This is a genomic window from Streptomyces sp. NPDC097981, from assembly GCF_040302565.1.
GTDB lineage: Bacteria > Actinomycetota > Actinomycetes > Streptomycetales > Streptomycetaceae > Streptomyces.
Genome location: NZ_JBEORW010000089.1, coordinates 1 through 14,625, shown reverse-complemented (window position 1 = coordinate 14,625; position 14,625 = coordinate 1). Strand labels below are relative to the sequence as shown.

Sequence of the window (14,625 nt, the reverse complement as noted above, 5' to 3'; positions counted from 1 at the left end):
GACCTCAGAGCTCGAAGGCTCCGGCGTCGAAAGTGCTCACCTACCGGCGGCTACGGAACCGAGCATTCCCCGGTTCCGTAGCTCCCATTAGGCGGTGGGGCACATGGTCGCGCGCAGTGCGACGTTGATGGCCTTGCCCTGAGCGTCGGTGAGAGGGTGGGCGTCGTTGCCGAACCGCTTCGGGGAGATGCCGCTGTTTGGCTTGCTCGCTGCGGCCGTCGGTGACTCGGTCGGCTTCGGCGCGGTCGGCGGTGCGGCTGCCGGGGGTGTGCTCGGTGCGGCCTTTGAGCCGTCGTTTCCTGGACATCTCAGGGCACGGGCGCGAGGGTCAGAGGTCGCCCGTGCCGCCAAGTGGTGCGCCGGCGGACGGTAGGGATCGGCACGGTGGCGCCGACCGACGACCACGGGGCGCCACCGGCCTCTGGGCAGCGGATGCGACCGTTGATCCATGCCGTCCGGTCCGCGTCGTCGCAGCGGATCAGAGGGTGGCAGCGCGCAGCACGATCAGGGCGACGGAGGCCATGGTGAGGACCAACGCCGGAGGCGCGCCCTTGCGGTCGCCGACGCGCAGGTGGAAGGCGACGGCCCCGGCGAAATACAGCGTCAGGCCGATCGCGGCGGCGATGCCGACGGGTCCCCACCAGAGCCCGGCGATCGCACCGCCCGCGCCCGCGATCTGAGCACCGATCAGGAAAGCCATCATGCTCTGCGGCACTCCGAGGGTGGACATCTGCTCGATGATGTGCCGCGTCCGCAGAGACTTGGCCCCGGCCGATACCAGCAGAACCGCCGACATGAACACGGTGACGACGGCAAGGGAGACGAACATGGCTGAAACCTCAATCATGCGAGATGCGAGTAAGGGGCGTGCGCACCTCGACGACGATAGGCGGCCGACAGGTACCTCCAGGTAACCTTCGGGGCATGAGCCTGCGACCCGGAATTGCCTTCCTCGCAGACTGTCCCGCTCTCCTGGCCATGGAGATCATCGCCAGCAAGTGGTCCATGGTCACGCTCTTCGCGCTGACCGATGGGGGCCGTTGCGGCACGGCGAGCTGGTCGAGCTGAGTGGTGGCATCTCGCGCAAGGTACTGACCCAGACGCTGCGCCGGCTCCAAGCCAATGGGCTCGTCGAGCGGCACGCGTACGCCGAGGCGCCGCCGCGTGTGGAGTACGGCCTGACCGATCTCGGGCGAACCCTGGAGGAGCCCATCAGGATGCTCACCGCATGGGCGCGGGAGAACGGCGAGGCGGTCGTCAACTTCCGGGAGGCAGCCGAGGCGGCGAGGAACATCGAGACGGACCAGGCGAACCCGGTGAAGACCCTTCCGCGCGATCAGAATCTGAACCGTTTCTGATCGATAGTCTGACCAGTTTCGATTCTCGTCGTTGGCAGTGCTGCCGGGGGTCCCCCGAAGTCGGAGCCGGTGGCAGGCCCGTCCTGGGCTGGTCGGTTGACGGATCCGGCGAGGCCTTCGGGTCTTACATTCCGTATCTGCCAGTACACGGATCGCCTTCTTGGGCGATCTCTGCGCGCGTTACGCCATGGATTGCCAGCTGACCGCTCGGCTGGAGCCGACCCAGGCCCCGCAGATATTCGGAATCGACGAGTTCGCTTTTCGTATGGGCCGTACCTATGGCACCGTCCTCGTCGATGTGGAGTCGTCCAGGCCGGTGGACGTGCTGCCTGATCGAGAGACCGACACCGTGCGGTATGGCTTCACCAGCACCCTTCGCGACCGTTCGCTTGCGTACGAAGGTCACCAAGGGCGTGTGCAGTCGCGCCGGTGCACTCGCGATGGTGTTCAAGCTCGTCGAGTCCGCCCAGGCCCGCTGGCGACCTGTGAAGGCACCCCACCTCGTCGCCCTCGTCCGCGCCGGAACCCGCTTCGAACGCGGCCACCTCGTCGAACGCCCCGAGGAGGTGGACGCGTGAACCACGTCGCATCGGCTTGCGCTGTTCAGTCCGACAGTTCCCACAGCAGCCGGTAGTACATGATCCGTTCCAGGTCCGGTTCGACTCCGTAGGCTTCGAGCAGCGGCTCTTCCCACCCCGGACCGTAGTTCCACTGCGTACTCCATGTGGCAACGGCGAGGTCGGCCCAGCGGTCCGCGACACCCAGCGTGCCGAGATCGACATGTTCGGTCCACATACCGTCGTCACCGACCAGCGTGTTGGGAGCGCAGACATCGCCGTGACAGACGACGAGCCGGTCGATGGACGGGATGTCAGCGAGCATGCCGAGCGCGCGCTCGGCAGTGCCGAAGTGCTGAAGCTCTTGAGGCCAATCCGCCGGAGTGGTCCAGCCTGCCGCCGCTCGTGACCGCGCACTCTCCAGGCGTTTCTCGGCCGACCAGTCGAACGGGCAGTCCGCGACGGGCAGCGCGTCATGGAGCGCCCGCAGTCCGGAGCCGACCGCACGTACCGCGGTGCCGGGGTCGCACTTCCAATGACCGTCCACCGCCAAACGTCCGGGCAAGCCGTGGGTGATGATCCAGGACCCCGTCTCGTTCGCGCCCTCACCGAGTACCCGCGGCACCACGGTGAACCTCGCGGCCCACCGCAGGCGCGCCACCTCAGCCGCAAGGCCGAAACCGCTGCCGTCCGCCCTGCACCTGCCCCGCTCAACCCGACGCCAGCGGGTGATGAGACGACGGTACGGGCGTGAACCCATGACGCTGGGTAGGTCCCTTTTCTCGAAATCCTAACCGGATAGTCCATCCGATTGCGTGCTATCGTCCCGTCAAGCGGATGATCTATCCGGATGCTTGCTTGGGTGGAGGGGCACATGAAGAAGACAGCGGTGGTCACGGCCGGGACGGCCGGTATTGGTTGGGAGACGGCGCTGGGGCTGGCTGCTGCCGGGCTCTCGGTCACGGTGGTCGGACGCAACGCCGAGCGGGGCGCGCAGGCGGTGGACCGCATCAACGCGACCGACCCGGCACACCATGCCCGGTTCCTGCCGGCCGACCTCGCTTCGCTCAAGGAGGTACGCGCGCTTGCCGACCGGATCGCCTCCGACCATGCCACCTCGGGTGAACCGCTGTCGGTGCTGGTCAACAATGTCGGGGCCATGTTCCCCGTACGGCAGGCCGTGGACGGGATCGAGGCGTCGTTCGTCGTCAACCACCTCTCCCCGTACCTGCTGACGGAACTGCTGCTGCCCACGCTGACGGCCGGTGCGCCGAGCAGGATCGTGAACGTCACCTCCGGTGCGGTCGCTCTCGCCAAGCGAGTGTTCGACGCCGTCGAGCCGCCCGGCAGCTACTACGGCTTCCACTGGTACGGGCGCGCCAAGCTCGCCAACCTCACCTACACCCTCGACCTGGCCGCACGGCTGGCCGGCACGGGCGTCTCGGTCTTCGCCGCCGACCCCGGAGGCGCCGCGACCGACATGACCAACGGCACCCTGGCCGACCCGAAGATCGTCTCGCCCGCCTTCCGGCTGCTGTGGCCGCTGGTACGCCGCAAGTTCGAACGCTCGACCTCGGGTCCGGCGTCCGTGGCCGCCCGGCCTTCCATCGCTGCCGCAACGGACGACGCGCTGGCGGACCGTACCGGCATCGTCATCGGCTCCCGGGTCAGCCCGGTGGCGCCGTTTCGCCCCGCGACCGAAGCACGCGTCGCCGAAGCCGTGCGCCGGCTCAGCGAACGCTACGCACCTCTCACGACTGGCTGATCGCCGGCGGAGCGAGCGTGGACGGCCGCACCATCCGGATCGGCCATCCGATTAGCATGTCCCTCATGACGACACCCCTGCGCAAGGACGCAGCCCGCAACTGGGACCGGATCGTCGCCGTCGCCCGTGCCCTGGTCGACCAGGGGGCACCGCTCCAGCTCAACGACGTCGCCCGCCGCGCAGACCTGGGAGTCGGCACCGTCTACCGGCACTTCGCCACCCCCGAGGCGCTGCTGGAGACAGTTGCCACTCCCGGCCTGGAAGCCCTTGCCGCGCACGGCGAGCAGGCACTGGGCGATACCGATGCATGGCGGGCGTTGGAGGGCTTCCTGCTTCGTGTCGTCGAAGCGCAGGTCACCGATGCCTCCGTGGCTCCAGTCGCCGCCGCAGCCACGGACACCCTGCCAAGGACCACAGAACTCAAGGCGTCGCTTTGGTCGGCCGGCAGCGCACTTCTGGACCGGGCCCTCACAGCCGGGGTGATCCGCCCCGATGTGGCCTCGGTCGACCTTGTCCCGCTCATGTGCGGCATTGCTCACGCAGCTGCCGTCCGCGGCGGTACTCCCGCCGACCGGGTGGAGACCGCCCGTCGCTACTTGGCCACCCTGCTCGCCGGCATGCAAACGACACCGCCACACTCGTGACTTGCCTCGGGGGCGCGGGTGCCAGAGCCGAGAGGCATCGCTGGTTCGCGTGGAATGGTCAGGCCGCTTCGTACGGCGAGCGGGGAGCGCCGCCCCCTCTCGGCCTTGCGCATGCCAAGCCGCGCTGCCGCATGCCTGCCGGCTCTCATTGCGGACAAGGGCAAGGCCGTCAGCACGGCCTGCTTCCTCGGCTCCGACCTCCTCGGCGACATGGCCCCCACCAGCCGCGTGTCCTGACTCCTGAGGGCGACATTCGGATGAACCGCCTCGACGGCCCCTACCGCAGCGCGCTCACGGGCTGGTAGACGAAACGGTCCCGATGATGGTGAGGCCAGCAGCGACAGGAAGGCTCCTGCCACTGTCTCGGGGGTCCTTCCTGCGCTTGGCTTGACCGGGTGGCGTTGAAGTCTTGCGGCACTGCCGTGAGGCGGTCTCCGGCCTGGTGGGGCAGTGGCGTGGAGGCGGCCCTTCGTGCCTGCATCCTCCCTCAATGGCTGACGCAGCCGCATCGCAAGACCAGCGACAGCGTCGGTTCACGCGTACGCCGATATCACCGGGCCGCGCTTCTCTTCGGCGCGCAGGTCTCCTGGCACGGCGCCTCGCGGATCCGATGCCGCGCTCGACAGCCATGCGGGCGACTCGGGCAGCGGCCGCCGCCGCGCGGCATCGTCAGCGCGGTCCCAGTACCGCCATGCCAGTCCGGCCCGGCCGATCTTCGCGTGCGACAGGGCGGCCGCGAGCTGGAGCAGTTCCCACCGGGCCGGCCCCTCAGGGCCCCCTGTCTGGGCAGGGCCGCCGCCTGGTCACCGAGCTCGACGCGGGCTTCGGCGGCGGTGTTGCCGTTCCAGTAAATATGTATGGCTGCAGGGGGCTTTACCAGCCGTTTTGCGGAAGTCGAGGGCGATGACGGCCCTGGCGGCGGAGGTGAAGCGGGTGAGGGCCCGCAGTGGCGAGTGGCGAAGATCTAGCGGTCCGGTCGGCGGGCGGTGGTTCGTTCGGTTGCGACCCGGAGCGTGTTGATCGGAGCTCCTGCTTCCGGGTCGCGGCCGCTGTACGGGGCTCTTCCTCCCGGTCGGAGACGCTGTCATCGACCGCTCCGCGGGATTCCCGACGTTGCCGGTACCGGCCTGGCCGCGGACGATACGCCGGGAGCAGGGGAGCGCTGCTGCTTCGTATGCCGACACCGGGCAGGCTCGGGTGCATGACCAAATACCGCTCTATGTGACGGCATGGCCGATTTTGAAGCCACGCTGTTGCAGGGGAGTTGGCACGGGGACATGATCCCTTCTCGTGCAATCTGTCCACCTATCCGGGAGCCGAGATGTGATAGGAGAAACCCTTTCGCGGTATGGAACTGATCGGCCTGCGGGCGGCCTTCGGTACCTGTATCCCCAGAGGGCATTGTGCGGGGTTCCGGTACCTGGTCCTGTCGGACAACGTCGCGCAGATGAAGTTCGAGGGCGGCTGGTTCTTCATCTGTGCGCCGGCGCGGGCGATTTGTGTTTTCTTCCGTGATACGGGTATCTCCGTGCGCACGGCCGTCCACCCCAACCGGGTCCGCCTGGCGGCAGCGGTTCATGCATCGAGGCCCACTACGGTGGCGCAGGCCACCCGGTCCGGCACGTGTCGTCATCTCGGGGGGCGTATGGCAGCGGGCCGCTGGCATACGCCCGATCGGGCAGGGTCGGCTTCTGATCGCGGTGGCCGCCGGTCGCGGCCAGGCCCCTGACCGGTAGCTCGACGCGTTCCGCTGCAGTGCGTCGTTCTCTCGCATGCCCTCGTTTCATGAGGTTCACCACAAGGGAGTTTTTGATTTTCATGCATAAACGCTCGGGATTTCTCGCCCTCACCACTGTGGGCGTGGTCATGTGCACCGCTGGTCTCATGCCGTCGGTCAGCCAGGCCGCCGGCAGTGTCGACGGCGAGAAGAAGGGGTCCTACGCAGAAGAGCACGGCTTGACCGTGGATGACGTCGAGCGCATCAACGCACTGAACGAGAGGGCTCTGAATCTGAGTCAGCCTGGCAAGCCCTTAGGGGCGTTGCCGCCGGGTGCCATCGGTTCCCTTGGGGATTCCGAGTCGGCTGGCGGCAGGGTCACCCCTCCCGCCGAGCCGCTCGACAGCATGCCTGATCCATACCGGGCGTACGGAGGCAGGGCCACTACGGGTATCAGCAACTACATACGCAAGTGGCAGCAGGTCTACAGCCACCGCGACGGCAAGGCGCAGCAGATGAACGAAGAGCAGCGAGAAAAGCTGTCCTACGGTTGCGTTGGCGTCACCTGGGTCAATTCAGGCCCCTACCCGACGAACAAACTGGCCTTCGCGTCCTTCGACGAGAACAAGTACAAGGACGGTCTGGAGAACACCCGTCCCCGGCCGGGTGAGACGCAGGCCGAATTTGAAGGGCGCATCGCCAAGCAGAGCTTCGACGAGGGGAAGGGTTTCAAGCGGGCTCGTGATGTGGCATCCATCATGAACAAGGCCCTGGAAAACGCCCACGACGAGGGGGCTTATCTGAACAACCTCAAGGCAGAGCTCAGGAAAGGCAACGACGCTCTGCTCAACGAAGACGGCCGCTCGAACTTTTACTCGGCTCTAGGGAATACGCCGTCCTTCAAGGATGGGGATGGGGGCAGCTACGACCCGTCCAAGATGAAGGCGGTCGTCTACTCGAAGCACTTTTGGAGCGGACAGGACTCGTGGAGCTCCTCTGACAAGAGGAAGTATGGCGACCCGGATGCCTTCCGCCCAGACCAGGGCACAGGCCTGGTCGACATGTCGAAGGACAGGAGCGTTCCACGCAGTCCCGCCAAGCCTGGCGAAGGCTATGTCAACTTCGACTACGGCTGGTTTGGGTATCAAGTAGAAGCAGATTCTGACAAAACCGTGTGGACCCATGCCAACCACTATCACTCGCCCAGCGGTGGCATGGGCCCCATGCAGGTGTACGAGAGCAAGTTCCGGAACTGGTCTGCCGGATACGAGGACTTCGACCGGGGAACCTACATAGTCACGTTCATACCGAAGAGCTGGAACACTGCCCCTGCCAAGGTGAAGCAGGGCTGGCCGTGACGGCCTGACGCTTATGCGAGCACGGCTTCCGTGTAACTGCCCTCGCTCCGTCCCCTGTCGCGTGCGGGGCGGGGGCAGCCCCATGACGAACAATGGCCTCAACGCTGGCGACGGCTGTTACACCCGCAAGGAAGTCATCTTGCCCGAGGCTGTTGAGGCGCCGCTGGTTGCGGCGGCTGCAAGCTGACCGGTGGCAGTTGGCGCAGCCCGCCTCGACGTCGACCATGGCGCTACAGCGCCGATCGTAAGCCGCAGATCCTGGTGGAGTCGGGCAAGGCCCACGACTCGCCAGCACCCGCGCCAGAGCCGGGCACCCGCCATGGCCGGCTGACCGCTCAGGGCTCCAGCGTGATGGTTCTCCGCCCGCAGCGGAGAACCATCACGAAGGCCCGAGACTGCGAGGCGCATCCGGGAGGCGTCGAAGCCGTCGGGGTGTCGTCGTGGCGCACGGCGACCTGATTGCGGCGGGCCGCCGCGGAGTTCACCAGAATTGCGGCGAGGTTGGTCATGCCGGCGGTCTCCTCTTCTTCTGTTCGTCTCGGCCGTCGCCGCGGTGCGGGCGGCAGTCGTGGCATCCGTCGCCGGGGCATCCGGGGCACCAGTGTCCCGGTGCCGGGCCTGCCACAGTCGCAGCAGGTGGTGACCCCGTTCGGATTCGTCGACGTCCTCGAACTCCGACCAGGGGTGCATGACGGCGTGGTTGTCGACCAGCAGCAGATCGCCGGTCTGGAGGAAGAGGTCGAGCCGGAGACCGGGGGAGCCCGCCAGGGCGCCGACCAGGTCGTACAGTTCTGTGTCCGCCGGTCCCAGTGGGGGTAAGCCGGCGAGGCTCCGCTCAGCCTCCAGCCGGTCACGGTCGTAGCGCATGCCGAGTTCCGCGCCGTGCCCGGTAGCGAGCGGGGCGGCCAGGTACGGGCGCTTGCCGGGCGCATGCGCGTCATGCCGGTCGAAGAAACGGGTCCAATATGTCCCTCACGTGTGTAATTTCGGGCATGTTCACCTCCGTCTCATGACGAGCTGGTCCGGGCCCCTGGGCCGGTGTCCGTCCCGGGCGCATCCGGGGGCTGCGCAGGCCGTTCGTCGCGGCCCCGCTGAGGGATGCTAAGGCTGGTGCACTCCCGATGCTTGACGTGCCGGGACGAGAAACTTAACTTCTGGGGACCGAACACCAGGAGCATTTCGATGAGGCCCCTTGTCCGTACCGCCGCACTGAACGGCTACGTCGAGCTGAGCCGCTCCCTCGGCGTCGACCCGCGCGCGCTGATGAAGAGCGTCGGTCTGGACACCGCGGACCTCGCCGTCCAGGACCGGTGGATCTCCGGCCCGGCCGCCGTCCGCCTGCTGGAGCTCTCCGCGGCCTGCTCGCACCACGACGACTTCGGCTTGCGCATGGCAGAGCTCCGCCGCTTCTCCAATCTGGGCCCCATCAGCCTGGTCGTCCGCGAGGAACCCGACGTACGCAGTGCGCTGGCACTCCTGCTGCGCCACGAGCACATGTACAACGAGCTCCTGCACACGCGCCTGTCCGAGGGAAACGGCCTGGCCACCATCAAGGTGGACCTCAGGGTCGGCGAGACGACGCCGGCCCGGCAGGCCACTGAACTGGCTGTGGGTGCCTTCTCCCGCATCCTGCGAGGATTCCTCGACACCCGGTGGCAGCCCCTCTCGGTGTGGTTCACCCACGGCCCTCCGGCGGACTCCGGCAGGCACCGCCGCCTGTTCGGCCCCGGGATCGAGTTCGACCGCGCGTTCAACGGCATCGTGTTCTACGCCGACGACCTCGACGCCCCCAACGCCATGGCGGACCCGCAGCTCCGCAACTACGCCCGGCAGTACTTCGACGCCATCGCCGCCACTCCCAGGGACACGTCGGTGGCGGACCGGGTGCGCGAACTCATCGAGGCTCTGCTGCCCACCGGCCGATGCTCCATCGAGCAGGTCGCCCGCAGCCTCGGCGTCGACCGGCGCACCGTCCACCGCCATCTGGCCCACTCGGGAGAGACGTTCTCCTCGCTGCTCAACGCCACACGACTGCGGCTCGCGGAGCAGTTCGTGGCCCATCCCCGCCGCTCGCTGACGGAGATCTCCGACCTCCTGGGCTTCTCGTCCCTGAGCGCGTTCTCCCGGTGGTTCCACGAACAGTTCGGGTGCAGTCCGAGGCAGTGGCGCAAGGAAAAGGGCCAGGAGCAGCACACGGGCCTGGCCTGACGCGCACGGCAGCACGCAGCACGCACGGCGCTTCGGACGCCGCTCGCTCCTGTCCCGAAATGACAAGTGGGTCGTCACCGCAGGTCAAGCAGCCGTACTCACCCGGCCCTACCTTGGCTGCACCGCTCAAGGCGGTCGGCTGCCGGAGGTGGGACGGGCCGTTTCCCCTACTGCTCGCTCTCCTGCGGACCAGCCGAACACACCCGGGCCCGCACGCCCGACGTTCTCCCCGACCCGCCCGCGCCGGTCCCTGCCGTCCAGAAGATCCGACTCCGCAGGTACCGACTGCCAGCGCCGGTGATCACCCGTACGCGAAGGAGAAGGACCGTGCATTTTCACGACGACTCGCTCTTCCCCGAGAACCAGGAGAAGCTCGTCATCCAGGCCGCCCCGTACGGGCCGGAGTGGCTGCCCGGCGACGCCGACGACCTGCCCCTGACGATGGACGAGCACGTCCAGGCGGCCATCGACTGCCACAACGCCGGCGCCACGGTGCTCCACATCCACGTGCGCGAGCTCGACGGCAAGGGCTCCAAGCGGATGTCCATGTTCAACGAGCTGATGGCCCGACTGCGCGAGGCAGTGCCGGACATGGTCCTGCAGATCGGCGGCTCGATCTCCTTCGCCCCCGAGGGCGAGGGCGGCGACGCCAAGTGGCTCTCCTACGACACCCGGCACCTCCTGGCCGACCTCACGCCGGCGCCGGACCAGGTGACCATCGCGATCAACACCAGCCAGATGAACATCGTCGAGATCATGACCGACGACGACCTGGAAGGCACCTCGATCGCGAAGCCGGAGTACTACCGGGCGTACCGGGACATGGTCGTCGAGGCCGGTCCCGAGTTCTACCTCGAGCACCTGAAGCGCCTGCACGCGAACGGCATCCAGCCGCACTTCCAGCTCGCCACCATCGCCCAGCTGGAGACCGTCGAGCGGCTCATCCGCGCCGGCGTGTACACCGGCCCCCTGGTCCTCAACTACGTCGCGATCGGCGGCGGTTTCGCCGGGCGGCACCCTTCCGACCTGATCGAGTTCATCCGCCGCGTACCGGACGGCGCGGTGCTCACCATCGAGAGCTCCATGCGCGCCGTGGCGCCGATGAACGCGATCGCCATCGCCCTCGGCGTGCACGTCCGCGTGGGCAACGAGGACAACCTGTGGCGGCGCAAGGGCGAGCGGATGTCCTCCGTCGAGCAGGTCGAGCAGATGGTCCGGATCGCGAACACCCTCGGACGCGACATCGCGACAGGCCCGGAGGCCAAGAAGATCTACAAGGTCGGCGAGTACTACCCCGACGCCGACGAAACCATCGCCCGTCTCGGCATGGTCCCGAACCGCAGGCACGGGCAGCGCGGCTTCATGCTGCGCGGCGTCAAGAACTGACCCGGCTCCCGCCGCCGCACACAAGCCCCCGTACACGAGCAATCGGAGCAACCCTGTGGCCCACGCCGTCCGCTTCTACGAAACCGGTGGACCCAACGTCCTGACCTGGGAAAGGGTCACCATCGGTGACCCGGGTCCGGGCGAAGTGCGCATCCGGCACGTCGCCGTCGGCCTCAACTTCGCCGACACGTACTTCCGTACGGGTCTCTACCCGGTCCGGCTGCCCGACGGCATCGGCGTCGAGGCCTCAGGAGTGGTCGAGGCGGTCGGCGAGGGCGTCACCCACGTCGCCGAAGGCGATCGTGTCACGTACACCGGCAGCCCGCTGGGGGCGTACAGCACGGAGCGGGTCATGCCCGCCTCGCACCTGATCAAGCTGCCGGACGAGATCGGCTTCGAGACCGCCGCCGCCATGACCATGCGCGGCCTCACCTCGGCGTACCTGCTGCGCCGGATCCACCCGTTGAAGGCCGGTGACACCGTACTGCTCCACGCGGCAGCGGGCGGTGTCGGCCTGATCGTCAGCCAGTGGGCCAGGCTCCTCGGCGTCACCGTGATCGGAACGGTGTCCAGCGAGGAGAAGGCGGAGCTGGCACGCGCACACGGCTGCGAGCACATCATCCACTACCGGCGCGAGGACGTGGCCGAGCGGGTGCGCGAACTGACCGACGGCGCCGGCGTGCCGGTCGTCTTCGACAGTGTCGGCAAGGACACCTTCACCGGCTCACTGGCCTCGCTGTCACGCCGCGGACTGTTGGTCTGCTTCGGCACGGCCTCCGGTCCGGTGCCACCGATCAACGCCATGCAGCTCGCCGTGAACGGTTCGCTCTTCGTCACCCGTCCGGCGCTGGCCGACTACATCGCCGAACCGGCGGAGCGCGACGCCCTTGCAGAAGAACTGTTCGGTCACGTCGCCTCCGGACGCATCACGATCGAGATCAATCAGCGCTACTCCCTGGAGGGCGCCGCACAGGCACATCGCGATCTGGAAGCCGGGCGGACCACGGGGTCCTCCGTCTTCGCCCTCTGAGGACACCCCGCCACACGCCACCCGAGGAGTGAGCACGATGCCCGAAACCCTCCGGCCGAAGCACCACACTCTGGCCCTGGTGCGCCCGCAGGCGCTCCGCACCTCCCTCACCGTCGAGCCGTTGACCTGTTCCATCGGCGCCGAGCTCTCCGGCGTGAGTCTCGCCGACGCAGCTCGTGACGACGACCTGTTCGCCGAGATCAAGACCCTGCTGCTCGAATACAAGGTGCTGTTCCTGCGCGACCAGGACATCACGCGGGCCGACCACGTCGCCTTCGCCGAACGCTTCGGACCGCTGGAGGACCACCCGGTGGCCGGCAGCGACCCGGACCACCCGGGCCTGGTCCGCATCTACAAGGACCTGGACAGCCCGCCCGAGCACTACGAGAACGCTCTCCACACCGACGGCACCTGGCGCGTGAACCCTTCCATGGGAGCCGTACTCCGCTGCGTCGAGTCGCCCCCGGTGGGCGGTGACACGATCTGGGTCAACATGGTCGAGGCCCACCGCCGCCTCCCGGAGCACATAAAGACGCAGATCCAGGACCTGCGCGCCCGGCACAGCATCGAGGCGGCCTTCGGCGCAGTCATGCCCGGGGAGCAGCGTCACGCGCTGGCGGCCCGGTTCCCGGACGCGGAGCACCCGGTGGTGCGCACCCACCCGGAGACCGGCGAGGAGATCCTCTTCGTCAACGCCTTCACGACCCATTTCGTCAACTACCACACGCCCGCGAACGTCCGCTTCGGGCAGGACTACGCGCCGGGCGCCGGCCACCTGTTGAACTACCTGATCAGCCAGGCCGCGGTGCCCGAGTACCAGGTCCGCTGGCGCTGGCGGAAGAACAGCGTGGCCATCTGGGACAACCGCTCGACCCAGCACTACGCCGTCCAGGACTACTGGCCCGCCGTCCGCAAGATGGAGCGCGCCGGAATCGTCGGCGACAAGACCTTCTGACCCTGCTTTTTCCGTCAACAGCAGTTGAGGTGATGACAATGGGGTTTCTCACCACAGCGGCACCCGCCCTGGAGAGAACCGGTACTGGTACGGGTACCGGCTCCTCGGAATGGCCCGTGTCCCGGCGCTACGCCTGGGTGGTCTTCGCACTGAGTTTCGCACTCCTGCTCTCGGACTACATGTCCCGGCAGGTGCTCAACGCCGTTTTCCCGATGCTGAAGGCCGACTGGCTGCTCTCGGACGCCCAACTGGGCTCCCTCAGCGGCATCGTGGCTCTGATGGTCGGTCTGCTCACCTTCCCCCTCTCGCTGCTGGCCGACCGGTGGGGCAGGGTAAGGTCCCTCGTCATCGCCGCGACGATGTGGAGCCTGGCGACCCTGGGCTGCGCGGTCGCGGCGAGCTACGGCCAGATGTTCATCGGCCGGCTCTTCGTCGGCATCGGCGAAGCCGCGTACGGCAGCGTGGGCATCGCCGTGGTCCTCAGCGTCTTCCCGCGCGCCTTGCGGGCGACGCTCTCGGGGGCCTTCATCGCCGGCGGGGCGTTCGGCTCGGTCCTGGGCATATCCATGGGTGGTGCCGTGGCCCAGGCATACGGCTGGCGCTGGGCTTTCGGCGTGATGGGTGTCCTCGGCCTGGTGCTCGCCGGTGTCTACGCTCTCGTGGTCACGGAGAAGAGGTTGACCCCTCGGACCGGCCTGTCCGAGGACGGGGGCGGGGGCGGTGCGGCCGGCACCGGCACGAACGACCGGCTCCGTGTGCTCCTGCCGCGGCTGTTCTCCTCCGTCTCGGTGGTCAGCGCCTACATCGGCAGCGGTCTGCAGCTGTTCATCGCGGGCGCCCTGATCGCCTGGCTGCCCAGCTACTTCAACCGCTACTACGAGATGCCGACCGCGAAGGCCGGTGCGACCGCGGGGCTCTTCGCCCTGATGATCGGAATCGGCATGATCACCGGCGGAATCGCCTCGGACCGGTTCAGCCGGCGCGACCCGATCCGCAAGTGGTCCGTCGCCATCTGCTGCAGCGTGGGCTCTCTCGTCCTGCTGATGACCGCGTTCCGCCTGCCTGCCGGCCCGGTGCAGCTGCTGGTGCTGGCGCTCGGAGCCCTGCTGTGCGCCGGTACGGCCGGGCCCGGAGCCGCCATGGTGGCGAATCTGACCCCCGCGGCCATCGCCGCGACGGCGTTCGCCACGCTCACGCTCGCCCAGAGCCTGCTCGGACTGGCCCCCGGCCCCGCCGTCACCGGCATGCTCGCGGACCGGCTCGGTCTGCTCGACGCGCTCCGGCTCGTCCCGCTCGTGGCGATCGCGGCCACCGCGGCCTTCCTGATCGGCCGCCGCCGGTACACACGTGATCTCCACCGCCTCACCGCGCCCGCCGCGACGGCGGAGGCCGAGGAACCGGAGACGTCTTCATGACCGGGACCACAGTGCCGACGATCGTGATCGTTCCCGGCATGCGGGAACACGTCGAGGACCACTGGCAGACCGTTCTGGCCAAGCAGCTCGGCGATGCGGGCCGCACCGTCCACACCGTTCCCCCGCCGGTGCGCAACCGGGAGTGTCATGAATCAGGTGGACACCCGCTGTGAAGGGACCCCTGATGGACGCGATGACTGGTCACCTGATCGAGGACGCTGACGGCGTGTCG

The 14,625-nt window shown here is 67.9% G+C and carries 13 protein-coding genes and 4 pseudogenes; 13 read left to right on the top strand and 4 right to left on the bottom strand.

Features of this window, described 5'->3' with window-relative positions:
- Positions 1 to 478 precede the first annotated feature (478 nt).
- A complete protein-coding gene (locus ABTY04_RS38745; RefSeq protein ID WP_352218137.1) occupies positions 479 to 829 on the bottom strand; it encodes a DoxX family protein in 351 nt (116 codons plus the stop codon).
- Between the two features lie 95 nt (positions 830 to 924).
- Here ABTY04_RS38745 and ABTY04_RS38740 point away from each other — a divergent pair.
- From ABTY04_RS38740 to ABTY04_RS38735, 3 pseudogenes are all read left to right on the top strand, one after another.
- Positions 925 to 1,358 (top strand): annotated as a pseudogene (locus tag ABTY04_RS38740) (winged helix-turn-helix transcriptional regulator).
- 187 nt (positions 1,359 to 1,545) lie between these two features.
- Positions 1,546 to 1,665, top strand: a pseudogene (locus tag ABTY04_RS41380) (hypothetical protein); the annotation flags it as partial.
- Between the two features lie 67 nt (positions 1,666 to 1,732).
- Positions 1,733 to 1,936: pseudogene (locus ABTY04_RS38735) on the top strand (IS256 family transposase); the annotation flags it as partial.
- A 25-nt stretch (positions 1,937 to 1,961) separates the two neighbouring features.
- Here the strand turns inward: ABTY04_RS38735 and ABTY04_RS38730 are convergent.
- A complete protein-coding gene (locus tag ABTY04_RS38730) occupies positions 1,962 to 2,675 on the bottom strand; it encodes a phosphotransferase (RefSeq protein ID WP_352218136.1) in 714 nt (237 codons plus the stop codon).
- A 114-nt stretch (positions 2,676 to 2,789) separates the two neighbouring features.
- Between ABTY04_RS38730 and ABTY04_RS38725 the strand changes: the two genes are divergently transcribed.
- From ABTY04_RS38725 to ABTY04_RS38710, 4 genes are all read left to right on the top strand, one after another.
- The gene (locus ABTY04_RS38725; RefSeq protein WP_352218135.1) at positions 2,790 to 3,680 is read left to right on the top strand and encodes an SDR family NAD(P)-dependent oxidoreductase; all 891 of its coding nucleotides are present in this window, start codon (positions 2,790 to 2,792) and stop codon (positions 3,678 to 3,680) included.
- Positions 3,681 to 3,745: 65 nt separating this feature from the next.
- Positions 3,746 to 4,324 (top strand): TetR/AcrR family transcriptional regulator, encoded by a 579-nt coding sequence (locus ABTY04_RS38720; protein WP_352218134.1) that lies wholly within the window; start codon positions 3,746 to 3,748, stop codon positions 4,322 to 4,324.
- Between the two features lie 111 nt (positions 4,325 to 4,435).
- On the top strand, positions 4,436 to 4,561 hold the full coding sequence (locus ABTY04_RS38715) for a hypothetical protein (RefSeq protein ID WP_352218133.1): 126 nt from the start codon (positions 4,436 to 4,438) through the stop codon (positions 4,559 to 4,561).
- Positions 4,562 to 6,109: 1,548 nt separating this feature from the next.
- Positions 6,110 to 7,399: a protein-glutamine gamma-glutamyltransferase gene (locus tag ABTY04_RS38710; protein ID WP_352218132.1), complete on the top strand. Its 1,290-nt coding sequence runs from the start codon at positions 6,110 to 6,112 to the stop codon at positions 7,397 to 7,399.
- A gap of 335 nt (positions 7,400 to 7,734) precedes the next feature.
- Here ABTY04_RS38710 and ABTY04_RS38705 read toward each other — a convergent pair whose 3' ends face one another.
- Positions 7,735 to 7,908, bottom strand: coding sequence for a hypothetical protein (locus ABTY04_RS38705; RefSeq protein WP_352218131.1), 174 nt, complete (start codon positions 7,906 to 7,908; stop codon positions 7,735 to 7,737).
- A 172-nt stretch (positions 7,909 to 8,080) separates the two neighbouring features.
- Positions 8,081 to 8,308: pseudogene (locus ABTY04_RS38700) on the bottom strand (TauD/TfdA family dioxygenase); the annotation flags it as partial.
- A 273-nt stretch (positions 8,309 to 8,581) separates the two neighbouring features.
- On the opposite strand from ABTY04_RS38700, the gene ABTY04_RS38695 reads away from it, so the two are divergent.
- From ABTY04_RS38695 to ABTY04_RS38670, 6 genes are all read left to right on the top strand, one after another.
- Positions 8,582 to 9,607 carry an AraC family transcriptional regulator gene (locus ABTY04_RS38695; RefSeq protein ID WP_352218130.1) on the top strand — a complete coding sequence of 342 codons (1,026 nt, stop codon included), beginning with the start codon at positions 8,582 to 8,584 and terminating at the stop codon, positions 9,605 to 9,607.
- Positions 9,608 to 9,934: 327 nt separating this feature from the next.
- Complete coding sequence (locus tag ABTY04_RS38690) at positions 9,935 to 10,993, top strand: beta-keto acid cleavage family enzyme (RefSeq protein WP_352218129.1); 1,059 nt, start codon at positions 9,935 to 9,937, stop codon at positions 10,991 to 10,993.
- A gap of 55 nt (positions 10,994 to 11,048) precedes the next feature.
- Positions 11,049 to 12,023, top strand: coding sequence for a quinone oxidoreductase family protein (locus ABTY04_RS38685; RefSeq protein WP_352218128.1), 975 nt, complete (start codon positions 11,049 to 11,051; stop codon positions 12,021 to 12,023).
- 37 nt (positions 12,024 to 12,060) lie between these two features.
- Positions 12,061 to 12,978: a TauD/TfdA dioxygenase family protein gene (locus ABTY04_RS38680; RefSeq protein WP_352218127.1), complete on the top strand. Its 918-nt coding sequence runs from the start codon at positions 12,061 to 12,063 to the stop codon at positions 12,976 to 12,978.
- A gap of 116 nt (positions 12,979 to 13,094) precedes the next feature.
- Positions 13,095 to 14,393 carry an MFS transporter gene (locus ABTY04_RS38675; RefSeq protein WP_352218126.1) on the top strand — a complete coding sequence of 433 codons (1,299 nt, stop codon included), beginning with the start codon at positions 13,095 to 13,097 and terminating at the stop codon, positions 14,391 to 14,393.
- Entirely contained in the window at positions 14,390 to 14,566 is a 177-nt protein-coding gene (locus tag ABTY04_RS38670) for a hypothetical protein (protein WP_352218125.1), read from the top strand. The genes ABTY04_RS38675 and ABTY04_RS38670 overlap by 4 nt, the downstream gene beginning before the upstream one ends.
- Positions 14,567 to 14,625 lie beyond the last annotated feature (59 nt).